The organism is Candidatus Latescibacterota bacterium (assembly GCA_020633725.1).
Classification (GTDB): domain Bacteria; phylum Krumholzibacteriota; class Krumholzibacteriia; order JACNKJ01; family JACNKJ01; genus VGXI01.
On the sequence record JACKDC010000002.1, the window covers coordinates 39,679 to 61,446 of the forward strand.

General features: G+C 71.7%; 19 protein-coding genes. All 19 read left to right on the plus strand.

Going from position 1 to position 21,768, the window contains the following annotated elements; genetic code table 11:
* Window positions 1-8: 8 nt before the first annotated feature.
* Complete coding sequence (locus H6693_04740) at window positions 9-2,444, plus strand: hypothetical protein (protein ID MCB9515476.1); 2,436 nt, start codon at window positions 9-11, stop codon at window positions 2,442-2,444.
* A 78-nt stretch (window positions 2,445-2,522) separates the two neighbouring features.
* Window positions 2,523-2,861: a DsrE family protein gene (locus H6693_04745; GenBank protein MCB9515477.1), complete on the plus strand. Its 339-nt coding sequence runs from the start codon at window positions 2,523-2,525 to the stop codon at window positions 2,859-2,861.
* Between the two features lie 83 nt (window positions 2,862-2,944).
* Window positions 2,945-3,511 (plus strand): sigma-70 family RNA polymerase sigma factor, encoded by a 567-nt coding sequence (locus H6693_04750; GenBank protein ID MCB9515478.1) that lies wholly within the window; start codon window positions 2,945-2,947, stop codon window positions 3,509-3,511.
* Complete coding sequence (locus tag H6693_04755) at window positions 3,508-4,158, plus strand: hypothetical protein (GenBank protein MCB9515479.1); 651 nt, start codon at window positions 3,508-3,510, stop codon at window positions 4,156-4,158. Before H6693_04750 ends, H6693_04755 begins: the two co-directional genes overlap by 4 nt.
* Window positions 4,159-4,168: 10 nt before the next feature.
* Window positions 4,169-5,539 carry a HEAT repeat domain-containing protein gene (locus H6693_04760; GenBank protein ID MCB9515480.1) on the plus strand — a complete coding sequence of 457 codons (1,371 nt, stop codon included), beginning with the start codon at window positions 4,169-4,171 and terminating at the stop codon, window positions 5,537-5,539.
* A complete protein-coding gene (locus H6693_04765) occupies window positions 5,536-6,291 on the plus strand; it encodes a HEAT repeat domain-containing protein (protein MCB9515481.1) in 756 nt (251 codons plus the stop codon). Before H6693_04760 ends, H6693_04765 begins: the two co-directional genes overlap by 4 nt.
* A gap of 169 nt (window positions 6,292-6,460) precedes the next feature.
* A complete protein-coding gene (locus tag H6693_04770) occupies window positions 6,461-8,260 on the plus strand; it encodes an activator of (R)-2-hydroxyglutaryl-CoA dehydratase (GenBank protein MCB9515482.1) in 1,800 nt (599 codons plus the stop codon).
* Window positions 8,257-11,790 carry a CoA activase gene (locus H6693_04775; protein ID MCB9515483.1) on the plus strand — a complete coding sequence of 1,178 codons (3,534 nt, stop codon included), beginning with the start codon at window positions 8,257-8,259 and terminating at the stop codon, window positions 11,788-11,790. The genes H6693_04770 and H6693_04775 overlap by 4 nt, the downstream gene beginning before the upstream one ends.
* Before the next feature lie 9 nt (window positions 11,791-11,799).
* Window positions 11,800-12,081 (plus strand): hypothetical protein, encoded by a 282-nt coding sequence (locus H6693_04780; protein ID MCB9515484.1) that lies wholly within the window; start codon window positions 11,800-11,802, stop codon window positions 12,079-12,081.
* 114 nt (window positions 12,082-12,195) lie between these two features.
* Window positions 12,196-13,077, plus strand: a complete 882-nt coding sequence (locus H6693_04785) for an SRPBCC domain-containing protein (GenBank protein MCB9515485.1) — start codon at window positions 12,196-12,198, stop codon at window positions 13,075-13,077.
* 4 nt (window positions 13,078-13,081) lie between these two features.
* Entirely contained in the window at window positions 13,082-14,251 is a 1,170-nt protein-coding gene (locus H6693_04790) for a hypothetical protein (GenBank protein MCB9515486.1), read from the plus strand.
* 24 nt (window positions 14,252-14,275) lie between these two features.
* Window positions 14,276-14,929 carry a hypothetical protein gene (locus H6693_04795; GenBank protein ID MCB9515487.1) on the plus strand — a complete coding sequence of 218 codons (654 nt, stop codon included), beginning with the start codon at window positions 14,276-14,278 and terminating at the stop codon, window positions 14,927-14,929.
* Between the two features lie 5 nt (window positions 14,930-14,934).
* Window positions 14,935-15,882 (plus strand): TPM domain-containing protein, encoded by a 948-nt coding sequence (locus tag H6693_04800; GenBank protein ID MCB9515488.1) that lies wholly within the window; start codon window positions 14,935-14,937, stop codon window positions 15,880-15,882.
* A gap of 98 nt (window positions 15,883-15,980) precedes the next feature.
* Window positions 15,981-16,616 (plus strand): TetR/AcrR family transcriptional regulator, encoded by a 636-nt coding sequence (locus H6693_04805; protein MCB9515489.1) that lies wholly within the window; start codon window positions 15,981-15,983, stop codon window positions 16,614-16,616.
* Window positions 16,613-17,374 carry an outer membrane lipoprotein-sorting protein gene (locus H6693_04810; GenBank protein ID MCB9515490.1) on the plus strand — a complete coding sequence of 254 codons (762 nt, stop codon included), beginning with the start codon at window positions 16,613-16,615 and terminating at the stop codon, window positions 17,372-17,374. The genes H6693_04805 and H6693_04810 overlap by 4 nt, the downstream gene beginning before the upstream one ends.
* 1 nt (window position 17,375) lies before the next feature.
* Window positions 17,376-18,596: an ABC transporter permease gene (locus H6693_04815; GenBank protein MCB9515491.1), complete on the plus strand. Its 1,221-nt coding sequence runs from the start codon at window positions 17,376-17,378 to the stop codon at window positions 18,594-18,596.
* Window positions 18,597-18,615: 19 nt separating this feature from the next.
* Complete coding sequence (locus H6693_04820; protein MCB9515492.1) at window positions 18,616-19,830, plus strand: ABC transporter permease; 1,215 nt, start codon at window positions 18,616-18,618, stop codon at window positions 19,828-19,830.
* Between the two features lie 10 nt (window positions 19,831-19,840).
* Window positions 19,841-20,545, plus strand: a complete 705-nt coding sequence (locus H6693_04825) for an ABC transporter ATP-binding protein (GenBank protein ID MCB9515493.1) — start codon at window positions 19,841-19,843, stop codon at window positions 20,543-20,545.
* Complete coding sequence (locus tag H6693_04830; GenBank protein ID MCB9515494.1) at window positions 20,542-21,732, plus strand: hypothetical protein; 1,191 nt, start codon at window positions 20,542-20,544, stop codon at window positions 21,730-21,732. Before H6693_04825 ends, H6693_04830 begins: the two co-directional genes overlap by 4 nt.
* The last annotated feature ends 36 nt before the right edge of the window (window positions 21,733-21,768 follow it).

Sequence of the window (21,768 nt, forward strand, 5' to 3'; positions counted from 1 at the left end):
GAGTGGACATGTCCCGCGCGCGCCAGCTCAGCGCCCTCGTGATTCGCATCATCCTCGTGAGCCTGCTCGCGCCGGCCCTGGCCGGCGCCCAGGACAACAGCCACTGGTGGGAGGGCTTCCATCCGCCCGGCGTGATGAAGGGCAGCTACAAGGGCAAGGTGAACGTCATCGTCCAGCGTGACGGCCAGGTCTACGTGGGCGGCGACTTCGACCGCATCGGCCTGGTGGACGCGGCGAACATCGCGCGCTGGGACGGCTACCGCTGGCACCCCCTAGGCGAGGGCGTGAACGGCGAGGTCACCACGATCTACCCCGCGCAGACCGCGCTCTTCGTGGCGGGCAACTTCACGGCGGCGGGCGGCGAACCGGCGCTCTACGTCGCGCGCTGGACCGAGAACCAGTGGTACCGCATGGGCGACGAGGACTTCGACGGCCATGTTTACGCCTTCGAGTACCACAACACGACGCTCTACGCCGGCGGGAACTTCACCCACTACGGCGCGACGCAGATGTGGCACCTGGCGAAGTGGGTCGGCAGCGAGTGGGAGCGGGCCGAGAGCACGGGGCCGGTCTGCTACGTCTGCTGGCCCTCGCAGATCCGCGCGCTGAAGTCCTACGGCAGCCGGCTCTGGGTGGGCGGCACCTTCGACAGCATCGACGGCACGAACATGTTCAACATCGCGGCCTGGGACGAGGACAACGGCTACCAGGAGCTCGGCACCGGACCGGGCATCGGTCCGCACTCGGGCTATCCGACCGTCGTCGACTGCTTCGAGGACCAGGTGGGCTACATCCTCTTCGGCGGCCAGTTCCTCACCGCCGACAGCGACGACTGCCTGGGCCTCGGCTCGAGCGCGAGCGGCGAGACCCTGCACGGCATCACGCCCTTCAACCCCGCCGACTACTGGGTGAACGACCTCGTGGACCTGGGCGAGACGACCCTCGTGGTCACCGACAAGTGGCTGCGCAGCTACGGCGCCGCCACCTGGGGCGCGGCCAAGGGCAGCATGGTCGGCGCGCTCTGCGCGGAGGCCCTCGGCAGCACCCTCTACGCGGGTGGCGAGCTGATCGCGTCGAACACCCACGCGGACGGCATCGCCTACTGGAACGGCTACCACTGGTTCCGCGTCGGCGCGGGCCTCGGCTACCGCGCGGACTTCGGCGACAAGGGCCGCACGCTGACCACCTGGGAAGGCGACCTCTTCGTGGGCGGCGAGAACACCGGCGTGCGCAGCGTCTCCTACGACGAACCCGACTGCCCGGGCACGATGCTCTACGACGGCAGCAGCCTGCGCCCCCTGTCGCCGGGACTGGCCTACACCTACGACTCCATCGTCTACCAGGACCAGCTCTACGTGGGCGGGGAGTTCAACCCCGGCGGCGGGCTCGCGCACGTGGCGCGCCGCGAAGGCGACGCCTGGATGCCGCTGGGCACGGGCATCGGCCCCTCGGCGGCGCGGGTCAACGCGCTCACCGAATGGAACGGCCTGCTGGTGATGGCCGGTCACTTCAGCTCCGCCGACGGCCTGGTCTGCGACCGCCTCGTGGCCTGGGACGGCGCCGCCTTCTCCCTGGTGGACGACGCCGTCTTCAGCGGCGATCTGCTTGCGGTCTGCGACTACCAGGGCGACCTGATCGTCGGCGGCTACTTCAACACCCTCGACGGCGCCGCCATGGGCCGCGTCGCGCGCTGGGACGGCGCGAGCTGGGACGCGATGAACGGCGGCTTCAACGGCGCCCTGCAGGCCCTGGGCGTCTGGGGCGGCGCGCTCTACGCCGGCGGCGAGTTCACGCTGGCCAACGGCGTGACGGTGAACGGCATCGCCCGCTGGGACGGCGCCGCCTGGCAGCCCGTGGGCGGCGGCGTGGACGCCACCGTCTACGCGCTCCACGCCACCGATCACGGGCTCTTCGTGGGCGGGAACTTCACCCAGGCCGGCGGCGCGCCGGCCGCGGCGGTGGCGCGCTGGAACGGCGTCGAGTGGAATCCGCTGGGCGACGGTCTCACCGGCGGCCCGCTGACGCCCACCGTGCGCGACTTCGCGGAGCGGAACGGGCACCTCTACATGACCGGCAACTTCCTCTACGCCGGCGGGAAGCTCTCGGCGGGACTGGCGCGCTGGGACCAGGGCAGCACGGGCGTGGTCGACGACCCCGTGCCCGCGCCCGCGGCCCCCACGCTGGCGGTCTGGCCGAACCCGGCCAACCCGCGCTTCAACGTCGAGCTGCGAATGCCGTCGGCGCAGCCGGTCCGGCTCACGGTGCTGGACGTGTCCGGCCGCCACCTGGCGACCCTCCACGAGGGCGCGCTGGACGAGGGCGACCACGTCTTCACCTGGGACGGCCGCGACGACGCGGGGCGCCCGCTGGCCTCGGGCGTCTACCTGCTGGGGCTCACCGGCCCCGCGGGATCGCAGGGCAAGCGCCTGGTGTTGCTCCGCTAGCGGCGGCCGCGCATCCGTGATACAACGGGGAACGGGTGGGGCACGGAGCTCCACCCGTTGCCGCGAGAGGACGTCCCCATGGCCAACCTGGCAGTGCTGATCACGCGCGACGGCATGGGCAGCGCCGATGCCGAACTCCAGCACAAGCTCATGCGCACCTGGCTCAAGGTGGTCGCCGAGAACGGCCGGCTGCCCGGAGCGCTCTGCTTCTACACCGACGGCGTCAAGCTGGTGGTCGAGGGCTCGCCGATCCTCGAGGAGCTGCGCGCCATGGAGGCGGCCGGCGTCCACCTGGTCATCTGCAAGACCTGCCTCGACCACTTCGGCCTCGCGGACAAGGTGGCCGTGGGGGTGGTCGGCGGCATGGGCGACATCGTGGCGGCCCAGTGGAGCGCCGACAAGGTGATCACCCTCTAGCCACTTTTTCGCATCCCGGGACAACGCCGCGGCCGCCATCCGTGTCTCACCTTCCGTATGCACGGACAGCGACGGGAGCCGCCTTGCAGGAACGGGAACTCATCGCCGCGGCCCTGCGGGGGGACCGGGATGCGGAGCGGGCGCTCTACGATGCGCACGTCGATCGCGTCTACGGTCTCGCCTACCGCATGAGCGGCGATGCCACCCTGGCGGAGGACTTCACCCAGGACGCCTTCGTCAGGGCCTTCCGCTACCTGCCCGGCTTCCGCGGCCAGGCGGCCTTTTCCACCTGGCTTCACGCCATCGCCAGCTCGGTGGTGCTCAACGGCCTGCGCAAGCTGCGCGGCCGGCGCCACTGGGCCCCGGAGCCCGAGGAGCACTGGGAGGCCACGCTGGCGACGGACCTGCCCGACCGCGAGCTGCGCATCACGCTGCTCGCGGCGGTGGACCGGCTGCCCGAGGACCTGAGGATGGTGTTCCTGATGCACGAGACCGAGGGCTACACGCACGGCGAGATCGGCGAGATGCTGGAGATCCCCGAGGGGACGTCCAAGGCCCGCCTCCACCGCGCCAAGGCCCAGCTGCGCGGCGCGCTCGGCGAGCTCGCGCCGGGACGGGCGGGCCGCGCCGAACGGCGGGAGGCGCCATGACGGACGACCGCCGCCCCGCCTTCGAGCGCGAGGACGAGGCCCGCTTCCAGGCATTGCTGGACGCGGCCCTGCCGGACTACCACCGCCCGCCCGCGCCGCCCCGGGACGCCCTCTGGGCCAAGATCACCGCCGAGCGCGGCCGGGCGGCCCGCCCCCGCGCCTGGTGGACGCGCCCCTGGGCCTGGATGCCCGCCGCGGCGGCCGCGGCGCTGGTGATCGGCGTGGGCATCGGGCGCGACAGCCTGCGCGAGGACGCCCGCCGCGCCCTCGAGGCACAGGGGCAGGCCGACGCGCGCGAGCGCGCGGCGCTCATCTACCGTCTCGCGGCGATCCCCGTGCTCAGCCGCAGCGAGACCCTGCTGACCCAGTTCCGCAACGCCGCCGCGGGAAGCGATCCCGAGCAGGCGAGCTGGGCCGGTGAGCTGCTCACCGAAACGCGACTGCTTCTGGATTCGCCCGCGTCGGCGGATCCGGAGCTGAAGCGTCTGCTCGAGGATCTCGAGCTGACGCTCGCCCAGATCGAGCGGGCCGCCGCCAGCGGCGACCCGGACGAGCGGACCCTGGTGACGGAGGGACTGGAGCGGCAGGCGCTGCTCAGCCGCCTGCGCGCCCGGGTGCCCACCGGCGACATCCCGACGGGAGTCTGAGGAGGATATGATGAACAGCATGCATCGCAGTCGCCCCGCGGCCTGGGCCTTCGCCCTCGCGGCCATCCTGATCGTCTTCACCGGGAGCCTGGTGGCCCGCGCCGACGAGGCCGACGACGCCTACCGCCGCGCGCGCCGCGCCCTGAACCGCGAGCTCTACTCGCGCGCGGTCGAGGACTTCGCGCGCTTCCGGGACAACTACCCCGACTCCCACTACGTCCCCGACGCGCTCTACTGGGAGGCCTTCAGCCGCGCCCGCATCGGCGCGAGCGAGGACCTCGAGCGCGCGCTGGTCCTGCTCAACGAGGATCTCGCCCGCTTCCCCGCCGCCGAGGTGGTGGCGGACGCCCGCGAGCTGGCCCTGCGCATCGAGACGCAGCTCGCCAAGTCCGGCGACGCCGGCGCGGCCTACCGCGTGACCCGCGACGCGGAGCGTCTGGCCGGTCAGCTCGCGCGGAGCAACCGGGTGCGCGCCTTCGCGATCTCCGGCGACGGGGACGAGCCCGCCGATCCCGACGAGGAGCTGCGCATCACCGCGCTCAACGCGCTCATGCAGATGGACAGCGAGCGCGCCCTGCCCACGCTGCAGCGCGTCCTCGGCAGTCCCGACAAGAGCAGTCCCGAGCTGCGCGCGCGGGCCGTGTTCATCCTGGCGCAGCACGGGGGACCCGAGGTGCCCACCCTGCTGGTGAAGACGCTGAAGGAGGACCCGGATCCCGACGTGCGCCAGACGGCCGTCTTCTGGCTGGGCCAGGCGGGCGGCCCCGAGGCCATGCGGGCGCTCAAGGACGTGATCGGCGACCGCGGCGCGCCCGAGGAGATGCGCGAGCAGGCGCTCTTCGCCATCTCGCAGCAGGGCGGCGCGGACGCGATCGTCATCCTGCGCAAGGTGGCCGAGGACAAGAACGAGGACACGGAGACGCGCCAGCGGGCGATCTTCTGGATCGGTCAGAGCGGCGGCGAGGTCGGCGTGAAGACGCTGCGCGAGCTCTACCGCTCCCTCGACGACCGCGAGGCCAAGGAGCAGGCGCTCTTCGCCCTGTCCCAGACGAGCGGCGGCAAGGACATGCTGCTCGAGGTGGCCCGCAACAAGCAGGAGGACATCGAGCTGCGCAGCCGGGCGCTGTTCTGGGCCGGCCAGATGGGTGAAGTGCCGGTGGACGACATCGTCAAGGTCTACCGGGACGCGGACCAGCGCGAGATGAAGGAGCAGGTGATCTTCACCCTCTCCCAGCAGCGGAGCAGCGCCGCCGTGGAGAAGCTCATGGAGGTCTTCCGCGAGGAGAAGGATCCGGAGCTGCGCACGCGCATCGTGTTCTGGATCGGGCAGTCGAAGCACCCCAAGGCCGCCGAGTTCCTCGAGGAGATCCTGAACAAATGAAGACGCTCGCCCTGCTCGCGCTGGCCCTGCTCGCCCTGCCCGTCGCCGTCGCGGCCGCCACGCCGCTGGACACCGTGCTCGGCCTGGAGGACGGCCGCGTGGCCCTGCGCTTCGCCGCCCGCGACGACGTCTGGGGCGACGGCCCCTCCATCAGCGTCGGCGATCACGACGAGCCCCGCGGCTACTGGCGCCGCGGTCCCCTGCACCTGCTGCTCACGTTGCGTCACGGTGAACTGGTGGACGTCGACACGCGGGTCGCCGAGCCGGTCCCCGCGGGTCGCGCGGCGGGCGATGTGATCGACATCGGCGAACTCGCCCCCGACGCGGCGGCCGCCCTGTTGCTCGACCTCGCCGTCCGCCTGCCCGGCGACGAGGCCGAGGGGCTGATCTTTCCGGCCACGCTCGCGCGCGGCGTCACCGTGTGGCCGCGTCTTCTCGAGATCGCCCGCGACCGGCGGCTGAACCGCGATCTGCGCGAGCAGGCGATCTTCTGGCTGGGACAGGACGCCGCCGAGGCCGCGACCCGCGGCCTCACGGCCATCGTCGACGACGACGACGCCGACCTCGCCGTGCGCGAACAGGCCGTCTTCGCGCTTTCCCAGCGCGCGAACGACGAGGGTCTGCCGGCGCTACTGCAGCTCGTGCGCGCGAGCCCGCACCCGCAGCTGCGCGAGACCGCCCTCTTCTGGCTCGCGCAGCACGACGACCCGCGCGTGCTCGCGCTCTTCGAGGAGATTCTCCTCGGCGACTGACGCGCGATTCCCATGCTGGAGTCGAAACTCTCGATTTGCCTTGAGTCGGCCGACGTCCCGCGCTAGAGTTCGGTCGGTCCTGGAGGACCCTGCCCGCCATCGTGCGGGCAGTGTCGTCTAGGGCAAGACCCCCGGGTTAAAGGGCCAGAAACTCGCCAAGGAGGGAGCCATGGCCACTGGAACCACGCCCAAGGGGCTGCCGCTCGAGGAAGCCCAGATCCAGGAACGACTGGCCGCCGCGCGACGTCGACTCGAAGCCGACGCCGGACTCGCCGGCGAGCCGGCGCCGGAGCACTACGCGACACCCGCGCAGCGTCCCTTTCTGGCAAGTGAACGCCCACACACCACGCTGCTCTTCGGCGGACTCACCTGGAAGCACGATTCGCTGATCCAGTCGTCGCTGGAGGCGCTGGGTTACCGCTGCCAGGCGCTGCCCACGCCGGACGTTCGCGCCTTCCAGCTTGGCCGCGAGTTCGGCAACAACGGCCAGTGCAATCCCACCTACTTCACCGTGGGCAATCTCGTGCAGTTCCTGCAGGGCCTCGAGTCCGAGGGCAAGAGCCGCGAGGAGATCCTCGAGCAATACGTGTTCTTCACGGCGGGGGCCTGCGGTCCCTGCCGCTTCGGCATGTACGAGAACGAGTACCGGCTCGCGCTGCGCAACGCGGGCTTCGACGGCTTCCGGGTCATCGTCTTCCAGCAGTCCGGCGGCCTCGACCAGGAGGACATGGAGGCGGGCCTCGCGCTGAACCTGGACTTCTTCCTCGGCATCCTCTACGCGATGATGGTGGGCGATCTGCTGGGCGAGGTGGCCAACCAGGTGCGCCCCTACGAGCTGGAGGCGGGCGCCACCGACCGCGCCCTGCAGGCGGCGGTGGACGACATCGGCGCCGTGCTGCGCGAGCGCCGGCCCTTCGTGCTCGCCAAGAGCCGAGCGAGGGGACTGCGGAGCCTGCCCGGGGGCCGGCGCCTCGACAGCTGGTCCAAGTTCCTCGCCGTGCTGCGCGACGAGTCGCTGGTGGAAGCGGCCGAGCGAGCGCGCGACCGCTTCGACGCGGTGGCCGTCGATCCGCTGCGTCCGAAGCCGGTGGTCAAGATCACGGGCGAGTTCTGGGCCCAGACCACCGAGGGCGACGGCAACTTCAACATGTTCCGCTTCCTCGAGCGCGAGGGCGCCGAGGTGCTCACCGAGCCCGTGGCGACCTGGATCCTCTACATGGTGCACGGCGCGCAGAACAAGATTCGCGACCGCAAGGGGCTCGACGAGGGCCTCGTGGTGCCGGGCTGGGGCAATCCGCTGCGGCGCGCGGGCGTGGAGTGGAAGGCCGCGCGGCGGATCCGTCGACTGGGCCTGGCTGCCTGGCTCTTCCAGCGCGAGTACGAGCGCCTGCGCGCGGCGCTGGGCGGCACCGCGCATGCGCCGGCCGATCAGCTCGAACTCGAGCGCATGGGGCATCCCTACTACAACAGCCGCGCGGGCGGCGGCGAGGGCCACCTCGAGGTGGCCAAGAACATCTACTATCACAACAAGGGCCTGGCCCACATGGTGCTGAGCCTGAAGCCCTTCGGCTGCATGCCCTCCACGCAGTCCGACGGCGCGCAGGCGGCGGTGCAGTCGCGGCATCCGGACATGATCTACCTGCCCATCGAGACCTCGGGCGAAGGCGAGATCAACGCCCACAGCCGCGTGCAGATGGCCCTGGGCGAGGCGCGCGTGAAGGCGCGTGAGGAGTTCGAGCGCGCGGTGGCGTCCACGGGCTTCACGCTGGACGAACTGCGCGCCGGCCTCGAGCGCGAGCCCGCGCTGACCCGGCCGCTGGCCGGCGTGGCGCGCCGCAAGGGCGTGGTGAGCCGGGCGGCCAACACCGTGCTGGAGCTGGCCGAGCGGCTGCGCGCCGCCGGGCTGCGTCCCGGCATGGCGCCGGTCGTGTCGCTGAACGCCGCCGCGGGCAAGGGGGGCGCGCAGTGACTCCGGGCGGCGGGACCTCGCCCCTGATCGTCGGCCTCGACGTGGGCTCCACCACGGTCAAGGCCGTGGTGAGCGGGCCCGACGGCAAGGTGCTCTGGCGCGACTACCAGCGGCACTTCACGAAGCAGCCGGAGAAGGTGCTCGAGTTCCTCGAGCGCATCGAGGAGGAACTGTCCGTCTCGCCCGAGCGCCTGCGCCTCTTTCTCACCGGCTCGGGCGGCGCGGCGCTGACCCGTCACCTGGGCGGCAAGTTCGTGCAGGAGGTCACGGCCGTCAGCCTGGCGGTGGAGCGCTACTACCCCGAGGCCAACTCCGTGGTAGAGCTGGGCGGCCAGGACGCCAAGATCATCGTCTTCAAGGCCGCCGAGGAGGGCGGGCGCAAGAAGAAGCTGCCCTCCATGAACGACAAGTGCGCGGGCGGTACCGGCGCGGTCATCGACAAGATCAACGCCAAGCTCAAGATCCCCGCGGAGCGTCTGGCCGAGCAGGGCTACGACGGCATCAAGCTGCACCACGTCGCGGGCAAGTGCGGCGTCTTCGCCGAGACGGACATCAACGGCCTGCAGAAGCAGGGCGTGTCCACGGACGAGCTGATGGCCTCGCTCTTCGAGTCCATCGTGCAACAGAACCTGTCCGTGCTCACCCGCGGCCACACGCTGCGGCCGGTGGTGCTGCTGCTGGGCGGGCCGAACACCTACATTCGCGGGATGGTGGAGGCCTGGCGCGCGAACATCCCCATGATGTGGGAAGAGCGCAAGGTCGACTTCGACGAGACCAGGATCGACGAACTGATCGTGGTGCCCGAGAGCGCGCAGTACTTCGCGGCGCTGGGCGCCGTGGAGTTCGGTCGCGACGAGGACGCGGACGTGGGCCGCTATGGTGGCCGCGACGCGCTGCAGCGCTACCTCGTCGAGGGGCGCGAGGCCGAGAAGCGCGACCGGGGTTCCCGTGCGCTCTGGCAGAGCACGGAGGAGCTCGAGGCCTTCAAGGCGCGCTATCGCCGCGCCGACTGGCAGCCGGCCCGCTTCGAGCCGGGCGCGGTGGTCCGCGGGTTCGTGGGCCTGGACGGCGGCTCCACGTCCACCAAGGCCGTGCTGTTCAGCCCCGAGCGCGAGCTGCTGGCCAAGGCCTATCGCCTCAGCCAGGGCAATCCCATCGAGGACAGCATCGAGATGTTCCGCCTGCTCCGCGAGCAGGTGGAGAGCCAGGGCGCCACGCTCGAGGTGCTCGGCCTGGGCACCACCGGCTACGCCAAGGACGTGCTCAAGGACGCCCTGGGCGCGGACGTCGCCCTGGTGGAGACGGTCGCGCACACCAAGAGCGCCCTCCACTATTACGACGACGTGGACGTGATCTGCGACGTGGGCGGCCAGGACATCAAGCTGATCATCCTCAAGAACGGCCAGGTGAAGGACTTCAAGCTGAACACGCAGTGCTCGGCGGGCAACGGCTACTTCCTGCAGAGCGCGGCCGCGGGCTTCGGCTTCGCGGTGGAGGACTTCGCCGACGCCGCCTTCAGCGCGGCCAGCATGCCCACCTTCGGCTACGGCTGCGCGGTGTTCATGCAGTCGGACATCGTGGACTTCCAGCGCCAGGGCTGGCGGGCCGAGGAGATCATGGCCGGCCTCGCCGCCGTGCTGCCCAAGAACATCTGGCTCTACGTGAGCCAGATTCCCAACCTGGCCAAGCTGGGACGCCGCTTCGTGCTGCAGGGCGGCACGCAGCACAACCTGGCGGCGGTGAAGAGTCAGGTGGACTTCATCGAGGGCCGCTTCAAGGGCAAGGACGTGACGCCCGACGTCTTCGTCCACACGCACACCGGCGAGTCCGGGGCGATCGGCGCGGCGCTGGAGGCCGCGCGGCTCTGGGGCGAAGGCCACGCAACGCAGTTCATCGGCCTGGACGCCGTCGCCGCGATCGCCTACACCACCACGCGCAACGAGAGCACGCGCTGCTACTTCTGCAAGAACAAGTGCCTGCGCACCTTCATCGACGTCGAGACGGCCCGCCGCCCGGCCGGCGCCGAGGCCTTCGTCTACAAGCGCGGGCCCGAGGAGCCCCACGCCGCGCGCATTCGCGCGGCGGAGGAGGCGAAGGCCGAGACGCACCGCATCATCATCGCCACCTGCGAGAAGGGCACCGTGGAGGACGTGGCCGACATGCGCGAGATCAAGCGCGGCCTCGACGCGGTGAAGAAGCAGAACCCCGATCTCGCGGCCTACGCGGCCACGGCGGCCTTCCGCTCCTGGGAGCCGGAGCGCGCGCCGGCGGGCGCCTCGCGCCTGCCCTGGCGGCGCGACGCCGCGCGCGAGACCGCCCGGGAGCGGCGCGCCGAGCTGCGCATCGGCCTGCCTCGCGTGCTCAACATGTACTCGCTGGCGCCGCTCTTCACGGCCTACTTCGAGAGCCTGGGCCTCGGCGCGCAGAACCTCGTCTGGTCGGACTACACCAGCGAGGAGCTCTACCGGGCCGGCGCCAAGCGCGGCGCGGTGGACCCCTGCTTCCCGAGCAAGCTGGGCATCCCGCACGTCCACAACCTGCTGACGGCGAAGCACGCCAAGAAGCCGCTCGACGCGATCTTCTTCCCCATGGTCGACGATCTGCCCAGCGATCTGCACGGCTGCGTCGACCACCGCTCCTGCCCCACGGTGGCCACCACGCCGGAGGCGGTGAAGGCGGCCTTCACCAAGGAGAGCGACCTCTTCGCCGAGGCGGGGATCCGCTACCTGGACACCTTCGTGAACCCCGGGCAGCCCGTGCTGCTCGAGCGTCAGCTCTACGACGCCTTCGAGGACTGGCTGGGGCTTACGCCGCGCGAAAACGCCCACGCCGTGGCCGAGGGCTACCGCGCGCTCGCGCGCTACCAGGAGGACCTGCAGGCGCGAGGCGGGGAGATCCTGCGGCGGCTCGAGGCGGAGGACCGCCTCGGCATCGTGCTGCTGGGCAGGCCCTATCACAACGACCCGGGCATCAATCACGGCATCCTCGAGGAGTTCCAGAAGCTGGGCTATCCGATCTTCACGCAGCAGTCCCTGCCGCTGGACGCGGACATCGTGGCGCGTCTCTTCGACGCGGACCTGGCCTCGGGGCGTGTGCAGCATCCGCTGAGCGTGAACGACGTCTGGTCCAACAGCTACAGCGAGAACACCAGCCACAAGGTCTTCGCGGCGAAGTACGTCGCACGGCACCCGAATCTGGTGGCCCTGGAGCTGAGCAACTTCAAGTGCGGCCACGACGCGCCGATCTACGCTCTGATCGAGGACATCATCGAGGCCTCGGGCACGCCGAGCTTCAGCTTCAAGGACATCGACGAGAACAAGCCCGCGGGGTCGATCAAGATCCGCGTGGAGACCATCGACTACTTCCTGCGGCACCATCGCGAGCAGCTCCAGCGGCGGCATCACAAGCGCGAGCGCGTGGAGAAGGAACTCGAGGCCATGGAGCGACGCCTCCGCGGCGAGGCCCCCGCGTCCGGGGAGCCGGACGAGGGACGGCAGGCAGCCGCGGCCTCCGCCCGGCAGGCGTCCTGAGGAGAGGGTGTGGCGCGTCTCGAATCCGACCGCATCATGTACGAGATCTACCGCGAGGCCAGCTACGACCGGCGCTTCCGCGTGGTCTACTTCACGGAGCTCACCGAGCGGAACCGCGACCTCGAGATCGGCCGGGCCATGGCTGGCGAGCACGTGCTGGACGGATTCATCCGCCTCGATCGCAGCGAGGAAGCCAAGGCCGCCATCACGGCGCTCCTCGAGCGGCTGAATGCCGGGGAGGCGCTGCCGGCCGAGCAGCTCAGCACGGTCCTGGGGGACTTCGCGGCCTGAGCCGCGGCCGCGCGACTCCTTTCTTGCCAGTTTTTCCCGTCGCGATTACTCTGCCGGCGGCCTGGCGTCTCCGCGCCGGTCCGGACCTGGCCCGCCACTTGAGTGAGGACGACGATGGCCACCCCCCCCAGCCTTCTCTTCGAGAAGACGCTGCAGTTCGAAGCGCGTCCCGAGCGCGTCTTCGCCGCCCTGTCCGAGGCCGAACAGCTCATCATCTGGTTCGCGGAGCAGGCCGAGGTGGCCGCGCGGCTTCACGGCGGCTACAGCTTCTGGGGCAAGTACACGCTCTGGAACGAGCGCCGCGTGTCGGGGGGGCAGTACATCACCCGCTTCGAGGCGCCCGGCCAGCTCTCCTTTCGCTGGGAGCTGGCGGCCCTGCCCACGGAGGTCCATCTGGACCTGGACGGCAGCGAGCGCCGCAGCACCCTGCGCCTGCGCCACGAGCTGCTGGGCGAGCAGGCGGACGCCCACACCCGCGAGATGCTCGCCGACTTCTGGCGCATCGCCCTGCTCAACCTGGGCTGGTACCTGGAGACCGGCGGCCCGATGCTGCGCCTGGACTACACCCGCGTGCAGGGCGACGTGCACCTGGAGATGCCCCTCGCCGCCCCTCCGCCGCAGGTCTACCAGACCCTCACGCTGCCCGCGCGCATGGACGCCTGGCTCTCGCGCCAGGCCAAGGTCGAACTGCGGGTCGGGGGGATCTACGACTTCGGGTGGACGGAAACCGTGGACGGCCTGCCCGTCCCGGCCGGTCCCACGGTGCTCAAGGCGCTGGAGCAGGACAGCCTGCTCGCCTACGGCTGGCGCTGGCCCGGCCTCGCGGGCGAGACCCTGGTGCGCTGGACGCTGACGTCCGCCGGCTCCGGTTCGCTGGTCACCCTCGACCACGGCGGCTTCGCCCCCGACCGCGACTCCACCGACTACAAGCAGGGCTGGGGCGCCTTCCTCTGCCTGCTCAAGCTCTACCTGGAGCGCGGCCTGCGATGGGAGTGACGCCGTGCGCCGGCTGACCGCGCTCCTGGGGCTCGCGCTGCTGCTGGCGTCCGCCCCGGCGAGCGGGTCGCCGCGGCGGCACGAGAACGTCACGCGCCTGGGCGAGAACGAGCGGCGCCGGCTGCCCACCGTGCTGTCCAATCAGCGCGTGGGCATGGACGGGCAGGTCGACGACCTCTTCCTCTTCGCGCAGTACGGCGAGGTGGCGGGCCGCGTGGACGACAACGTCTACGCCTTCTGCCAGACCCTGGAGCTGAGCGGCACGGTGGGCGGGGACGTCTACGCCTTCTGCCAGACCCTGCGCATCCGCGGGCAGGTGGAGGGCGACGTCTACGTGGGCGGCGGTGAACTGCTGCTCGAGCCGGGCGCGGCGATCGGCGGCTGCCTGCTGGGCGGCGTGGGCGAGGGGAGCCTCGAGGGCCGCGTGGACGGGCCGGTGAAGCTCGGCGCCGGCGAGCTGTGGCTCAACGGCGAGCTGCTGAGCGAGGCCGAACTGGAGGTCGGCTCGCTCCGCCTGGGTCCGGCGGCGCTGCTGCGCGGCCGCGTCCAGTACGAGGCCGATGGGCCCGCGACGCTCGATCCCAACGCGCGGGTGGAGGGCGACTTCATCTACCGTGAGCACGTGACGCTGCGCGAGGACGACGCGCCGGCCACGCACGCCGACGTGGGCTGGCGCTTTCCGTGGAAGGGCACGCTGCTCTTCGCGTGGCGGGTGCTGAGCCTCTTCATCCTCGGGGCCGTGCTGCTGGCCGTCGGCGGCGCGCGCGCGCGACGTCCCAGCGAGCGCCTGGCGGCCCGGCCCGGCCTCAGCCTGGGCGTGGGCTTCGTGGTGGGCGTCACGCTGCCGGCGGCGAGCCTCATCGCGATGCTGCTGATCCTGCCCCTTCCTCTCGGCCTGGTGGGGCTGCTGACCTACGCGATCGGACTGGCGCTGGCCGGCCCGGTGGTGGGGCTCTGGCTGGGCGAGCGCCTGCTTGCCCTCGCCGGCCGTGCGCCGTCGGGCGCGCCGGGCTACGGTTCCCTCGCGCTGGGCATCCTGGCGATCGCGCTGCTCGGGCTGGTCCCCTACCTGGGCTGGCTCGTCCGCATCCTCGTGCTGCTGGCCGGGCTCGGCGCGTTGAGCCTGGCGCTGTGGCGCAAAGGACAGGTGACGCCGGCGCCCGCGCTCCTGTAGGCTCGCGGACACCGGAGGACAGCCATGGACTTCAGCGCCGCCGACGAGAAGCGCATCCAGACCGCCGCCGAACAGCTCGAGGCGCGCACGGGCGTCGAGGTGCTGGCGATGGTCGTGGGCAAGAGCGACCACTACCCCGAGCTGCCGTGGAAGGCCTTCGGCCTCGGCGCGTCGCTGGCCGCGCTGGCCGTGACGATCCGCGCCGTGCTCGACCCGCCCTGGTTCCTCCCCGCGGACGGCGCGCTGACGGCCCTCACCGTGATCGCGGTGGGCGCGCTCGCCGCGCTGCTGCTGCCTGCGCTGCCTCCCCTCGCGCGCCGACTCGTGAACCGCGCCCGGCTGGCGGGCGAGGTGGAGCAGTACGCGCGCGGCGTGTTCCTGGAGCGCGAGCTCTTCGCCACGGGCGAGCGTCGCGCGGTGCTGCTGCTGGTGAGTCTCTTCGAGCGGCAGGCGGTGGTGCTGCCGGATCGCGGGCTGCACGCCGCGCTGGACGCCGCGGCGCTCGAGTCCGTGCTCGCGGCCATGCGGGCGCCCCTCGGGCGCGGCGATCGCGCGAATGCCCTGCTGTCGGGACTGGCGGCGCTGGAGCGGACGCTGCTCGCAGCCGGCCTTCGCGGCCCGGCGCCGGCGGACGCGATCCCCGACGAGCTCGCCCTGGACCCGGGGGTGGAGCCGTGAAGGCGCTGCTGGGCCGCCTGACGCTCGCCGCCGCGCTGCTCGGCGCCGCCGCGACGGCCACCCTCGCGCGCGTGGAGGTGCCCTATCTCACCGGGCGCGTCGTGGACACGGCCGAGGTCCTGAGCCCCGCCGCCCGCGGGGAGATCACGGCGCTCCTGCGCGCGCACGAGGAGAAGACCGGCGACCAGATCGCCGTGCTCACCCTCCCGAGTCTCGAGGACGAGAGCGTCGAGGACTTTGCCGTGCGCGTCTTCGAGGCCTGGCGGCTCGGGCAGGCCCAGCGGGACAACGGCGTGCTGGTGGTGGTGGCCGTCGAGGACCGGCGCATGCGCATCGAGGTGGGCTACGGCCTCGAGCCGACGCTCACGGATCTGGCGGCCGGGCGCATCATCCGCGGCGCCATGACGCCGCGCTTCCGCGAGGGCGACTACGACGGCGGTGTGAAGGCCGGCGCGGAGGCCATCGTCGCCGTGCTCGAAGGCGGCGAGGCGCCCGACGAGCCGGAGTCTGCCCAGGGCAAGCCCTCGGGCCTCCACTTCGACGGCCCCGACCTCTCGATCATCGAGCGCATCCTGATGGGTGCCTTCATCTTCGGGATCATCGGCCTCTTCACCGTGATCGGCGTGCTCACGCCGGGCATGGGCTGGTTCCTCTACTTCTTCCTGATCCCCTTCTGGGCGACCTTCCCGATGGTCATCGTCGGCACCCGCGGCGCCTTCGTGCTCTTGATCACCTACCTGGTGCTCTTCCCCATCGTGAAGCTGTCCCTGCGCCGCAAGGCGTGGTACGCGCGCGCGTCCCGCGACCTCAAGACCAAGGGCAAGGCCAAGGTGGGTGGCTGGACCTTCACGTCCGGCGGCTCGTCGGGCGGCAGCTCCTGGAGTTCGGGCGGCAGCAGCTTCTCGGGCGGCGGCGGCAGTTCCGGGGGCGGCGGGGCGTCGGGCAGCTGGTAGGACTTCCCGGCAGATGACCTCTTGCGCAATTTCTTGGCGCGCCTAGAATATGACTGACCGGTCAGTCATTTTCGGCCAACGGCAAGAAAAAGCAGGACATGGACTTCTCCGCCTCCAAGCGCGAACGCAGGGCCACCGCCATCCTGGCGGCCGCCGCGCACGTCTTCGCCCGCCGCGGCCTCAAGGCCAGCACCATGGACGAGATCGCCCGCGCCGCCGGCGTCGCCAAGGGCACCCTCTACCTCTACCACCCGAGCAAGCAGGAGCTCTTCGTCGCGGTCTTCGACGGCCTCTTCCGCCAGCTGACCGAGCGGATGCAGGAGCGCCTCGACACGGACGGCGGCCGCCCGGTGGCCGAGCAGCTCCGCGGACTGGTGGCCGACGTCTTCGCCTGGGACGACCGCTTCCTGGAACTGCTCCCCCTGTGGCTGGAGTTCTGGGCGGCGGCGGGCAGCGGTGACCTGCGGGAGCGCATGACCACGTCGTTGCGGGGGATCTACGAGGACGTGATCGCCCCCGTGGGCGGCCTCCTCGCCCGCGGCCAGGCGACGGGCGAGTTCCGTCCCGACTTCGATCCGCGCGCCCACGCCGCCGTGCTGATGGGGGCCATCGACGGCCTCTTCCTGCAGGCGATGTTCCAGGTCGCCAGCGATCCGCGCGCGGCCCTGGAGGACTTCCTCGACAGCGCGCTGCGCGGAATGCGCGCCGCGCCCGGCAAAGGAGGCACAGCATGACACGACTCTCCCGCGCAGCTGCCCTGGCCGCGCTCCTCGTGGCCGCCGCGGGAGCCGCCGGCGCCGAGCAGGCTCGGCCCGATCCCGCGGAGCTGAGCCGCGAGCTCGATCAGCTCTACCGCGCGGACACCAGCCACGGGCGGATGTCCATGGAGGTTGTCACGCCCAACTACACCCGCGATCTCGACATGGAGTTCTGGTCGCGCGGGCTGGACTACACGCTCGTGCGCATCCTCGCGCCGCTCAAGGAGAAGGGCGTGAGCAGCCTGAAGCGCGACACCGAGATGTGGAACTACCTGCCCAAGATCGACAAGACCCTGCGCGTGCCGCCGTCCATGATGATGGGCTCCTGGATGGGCAGCGACTTCACCAACGACGACCTCATGCGCGAGACCAGCTGGGAGAAGGACTACAGCGTGGCCTACGGCGACGCGGGCGCCGACACGCTCCGCCTTGTCTACACGCCGCTGCCGAGCGCGCCGGTCACCTGGCAGCGCGTGCTCGTGTCCTTCGACGCGGCCAGCCACCTGCCGCTGAGCGTGGACTACGTCGACGAGAAGGACCGCCTCGCCCGCCGCCTCGAGTACTCGAACGTCACGCTGCTGGGCGGGCGACGCCAGCCCAGCGTCATGACCCTCACCCCGCTCAGCGACGACAAGCGCGGCCACCGCACCACCGTCACCTACGAATCGCTGGAGCTGGACCTCCCGGTGCCCGAGTCCACCTTCTCGCTGCAGCGCCTGCGCGAGGGGGACTGAGATGCTCTCGGTGGCCAATCGCCTCGGCGTGCGCAACCTGTGGCGCCGGCGTCGCCGCAGCGTGCTCACCTGGCTGATGATCGCGGCGGGCACGACCCTGGTCGTCTTCACGGTGGGCCTGTCCGAGGGCACCTACAAGCAGATGATCGACCTCGCCACGCGCGGCAGCACGGGACAGTTCCAGCTCCAGGCGGAGGGCTTCCTCGACAAGCCGTCGCTCTTCCGCAACATCGCCGCCGACGACTCCCTCGCCCGCGCGCTCGCCGCCCGCCCCGAGGTCAAGGCCATCACGCCGCGGCTCGAGACCGCGGGGCTGCTGGCGGCGGGCGTCCGCAGCACGGGCGTGATGCTCGTGGGCGTGGACCCTGTGCGTGAGGGCGAGGTGACGTCCCTGCCCGGCACCGTCGTGGAGGGCGCCTGGCTGGACCCCGCGGCGCCGGGGGGCGACACGCCGCCGCTGCTGCTCGGCCGCGGCCTGGCGCTCCGCCTCGGCGTGGCCCTCGGCGACACGCTGAGCTTCGTGAGCCAGGCGGCGGACGGTTCCATCGCCGCGCAGCTCTACCTGCTCACGGGCCTGATCGCCACCGGCGCCCAGGAGGCCGACGCGTCGCTGGCCGTCGCGCGCATCGGAGATCTGCAGGAGCTGCTGGTGCTGCCGGGCCGCGCGCACCGTCTCGTGGGCACGCTGCACCGGCTGGGCGAGCTCGACCACCTGCTCGCCACCTTCGATCCCGGTCCGGGGCGGCGCCTGCTCGGCTGGCCCACCCTGCTGCCCGACCTGCACAGCAGCATCCAGGCGGACCGCGCCGGCGGACGCATCTCGCTGGCCATCCTCATCGCGGTGGCGCTGCTGGGCGTGGGCAACACCATGCTGATGTCCGTCTTCGAGCGCACCAAGGAGTTCGGCGTGATGCTGGCGCTGGGCACCGCGCCCGGACGCCTCGTGCGCGCCGTGCTCTGGGAGGCCTTCTGGTTGTCGCTGGGCGGCGTGCTCGCGGGCGTGCTCGTCGGGACCGTCATCAACCTGCGCGTCGCGCTGCCGGTGGGCAGCGAGCCCATCGAGTTCGGCGGCGTGGCGCTGAGCGTGATGCACGCGGCGAACACGGTGCAGGGCAACGTCGTCTACCCCTTGATCATCTTCGGCGCGGGGCTGGTCGCCGGCCTGCTGCCCGCGCTGCGGGCGGCGAGGCTCGCGCCCGTGGAAGCGCTGAGCCACCACTGAGAGCGCACGAGGAGACCCGATGACCACTCTCCGCATGGCCTGGCGCAACCTCTGGCGCAATGGACGCCGCACGCTGATCACGGGCAGCGCGATCGGTCTGGGTCTGGCCGCGATGATCTTCTGGCTCGGCCTGCAGAACGGCATGAACCGCTACCTGCAGCGTTCGGTGACGAGTTCCTACCTGGGCGACGCGCAGATCCACGCGGACGGCTACCGCGAGACCCGCGAGGCCGCGCGGGTGATCCCGAACGCCGAGGCGGTGCTCGCCCGCGCGGACTCGCTGCCGGCGGTGAGCGCGGCGAGCCCGCGACTGCTGGCCAACGGGCTCGTCGCCATCGGCGACCGGGCCGCGCCGGTGGAGCTCGTGGGCATCGACCCGGCGCGCGAGCGGCGCGTCACCGACTGGGCCGACCGCCTGCTGAGCGGAGCCTACCCCGATGGTCCCCGCGGCGCGCTGCTGGGCCGGGACCTGGCGGATCAGCTCGAGGTGGAGCCCGGCAGCCGTCTCGTGCTCACGCTGGCCGACGAGACCACGGGCGAGCTGAACAGCGTGCTGCTGCGCGTCGCTGGGATCGTCTACACGGGCAATCCCTTCCTCGACAAGGGCACGCTGATCCTCGACCGCCATACGCTGGGGACGGCCCTGGGCCTGCCGAACGCCATGCACGAGATCGCGCTGCGCCTCGCGGTGAACACCGACCAGGCGCCGGTCATGGACGCCGCGCTCGCGCCCCTGCGCGCGCCGGGCCTGGACGTCGCCCAGTGGCTCCAGCTCTCGCCCTCGCTCGCCGGCATCCGCGAGCTGCAGGACCTCTACTACGCCATCACGCTGCTGGTGGTCTTCGCGATCATCGCGCTGGGCATCGTGAACACGCTGGCGATGTCCCTGGCCGAGCGGACCTGGGAGTTCGGCGTGCTGCGCGCCATCGGCACGAGCCCGGGACGGCTGGCGGGCCTGATCTTCGCCGAGGCGGCGAGCCTCGGGGTGATCGGCGCGGCGCTGGGCCTGGCGCTGGGGGCCGTCACGCATGCCGTGATCTCGCGGCACGGCCTCTGGCTCGGGGGCTTCCAGGTGGCGGGCGTGAACTTCGAGTCGCGAGTCTACACGGAACTCACCCTGCCGCCGGTGCTGCTGGTGGCCGTGATCTTCGTGGCCCTGAGCACGCTGACGGGGCTGAGCACGGCGCTGCGCGCCGCGCACGTGCAGCCGGCCAGCGCGCTGCGGGAACTGTGAAAGGACTGCCATGGACATCGTCGTCGAACTGAAGGGCGCCACCCGCCGCTACGTGAGCAAGGGCGAGACGGTCCTCGCGCTGGACCACGTCGACCTCAGCGTGACCGCCGGCGAGTTCCTCGCGCTGGCGGGGCCGTCGGGCTCGGGCAAGTCGACCCTGCTCAACCTGGTGGGCGGACTCGATCGGCCGAGCGAGGGGCGCGTGATCGTCGAAGGGCGCGACCTGGGCGCGCTCTCGGGCAAGGCGCTGGCGGCGCTGCGGCGCGAGCGGTTGGGCTTCGTGTTCCAGTCCTACAACCTGGTGCCGGTGCTCAGCGCGGTGGAGAACGTGGAGTACGTCATGCTGATCCAGGGCCGCCCGGCCGCCGAGCGGCGCGCGCGGGCGATGGAGGTGTTGCAGGAGGTGGGGCTGGCGGGCATGGAGCACCGGCGGCCCGCGTCGATGTCGGGCGGGCAGCAGCAGCGCGTGGCGGTGGCGCGGGCCATCGCGGCGCGGCCGGCTCTGGTGCTGGCCGACGAGCCCACGGCCAACCTCGACACGGCCACGGGCGACGCGCTGCTCGACCTGATGGCGTCCCTGAACGCCCGCTACGGAACGACCTTCATCTTCTCCACCCACGACACGCGCATCATGGAGCGCGCGAGCCGGCTGGTGCGCCTGCGCGACGGGCGCGTGGCCAGCGACGAGCGCCACTCCGCGGTGGTGCCGGCGTGAGACGCGCCGCGCTCCTCGCGCTCGCCTGCCTGGCCGCGGCCACGCCGGCGCGGGCACTCTACGACTGGCAAGGCGAGACGTGGAGCCTGGGCCTGGATGGCGCGGGCCGCAGCTTCACCTTCGTCACCCGTGGCGACGCCGCCGAGCGCCAGGCCGTGAGCACCCAGCGCCTGCGCCTGGACGCCACGCTGCGCCTTGGCGGCGGCGCGCGCGTCGATGCCGCGGGCGACTTCACCGCCGTGCTGGGCACGGGCGGCGCCACGGCGTTTGCGCTGCCGTCCGCCACGGACTGGCGCTGGCGGGACCTCGACGCCACGGTGGAGCGCGGCGACGGCTACTCGCTCCTGCGCGACCTCGACCGCCTCGCGCTGAGCGTGCGCCGCGCCGACATGACCCTGTGCGCAGGAAGACAGGCCGTCACGCTGGGCAACGCGCTGCTGCTGCCCAGCCTCGATCTCTTCGCGCCCTTCACCCCCGGCGCCCTCGACACCGAGTACAAGCGCGGCGTGGACGCCCTGCGCCTCGGCCGCGCCTTCGGCCTGCGGGGCGAGGCTGAGCTGATCGCCGTGGCCCACGCGGACTCCCTGGACGCGGGCGCGCTGCTGGCGCGGGGGCGTCTCGACCTGGGCGGGGTCAGCGCCACGCTGCTGGGCGGCGTGGGCATGCACGAGCCCTTTGCCGGCGTTTCGCTGTCCACGGATCTCGGGGGAACGGGCTACTACGCGGAGGGGCTCGCCCGCGCGGGGCGCCACCGCGACGATACCTGGCGCCTCACCGTCGGCGCGCAGCGGCAGCTACTCGCGGATCTCTCCGCCGCGCTCGAGTTCCAGCACGACAGCTTCGGGGCCACGTCAGTGGACGGCTATCTCGCCGCTGCCCAGGTGCCGGAGATCCGTCGCGGCGAGGCCTTCCTGCTCGGCCGCGACTATCTGGCGCTCAACCTGAACTGGCAGGCGCGGCCGCTGCTGGCGCTCAGCCTCTTCGCGCTGCGCAACCTGCACGATGCCTCGATGCTGCTCGAGCCCGCGCTGAACTGGGACTTTGCCCAGGAGGCCGCCATCGGCGCCGGGGGGCTCTACGGCCTCGGCAAGGGGACGCACCCGGGGCCGTTCGGCATCGCCGTGCCGCGGAGCGAGTTCGGCACGCTGCCGGACACCGTGTTCGCGGAGCTGCGCTTCTACTTCTAGCCTTGCGCTCCCGCCCGGCTGTGCTATATTTGCATC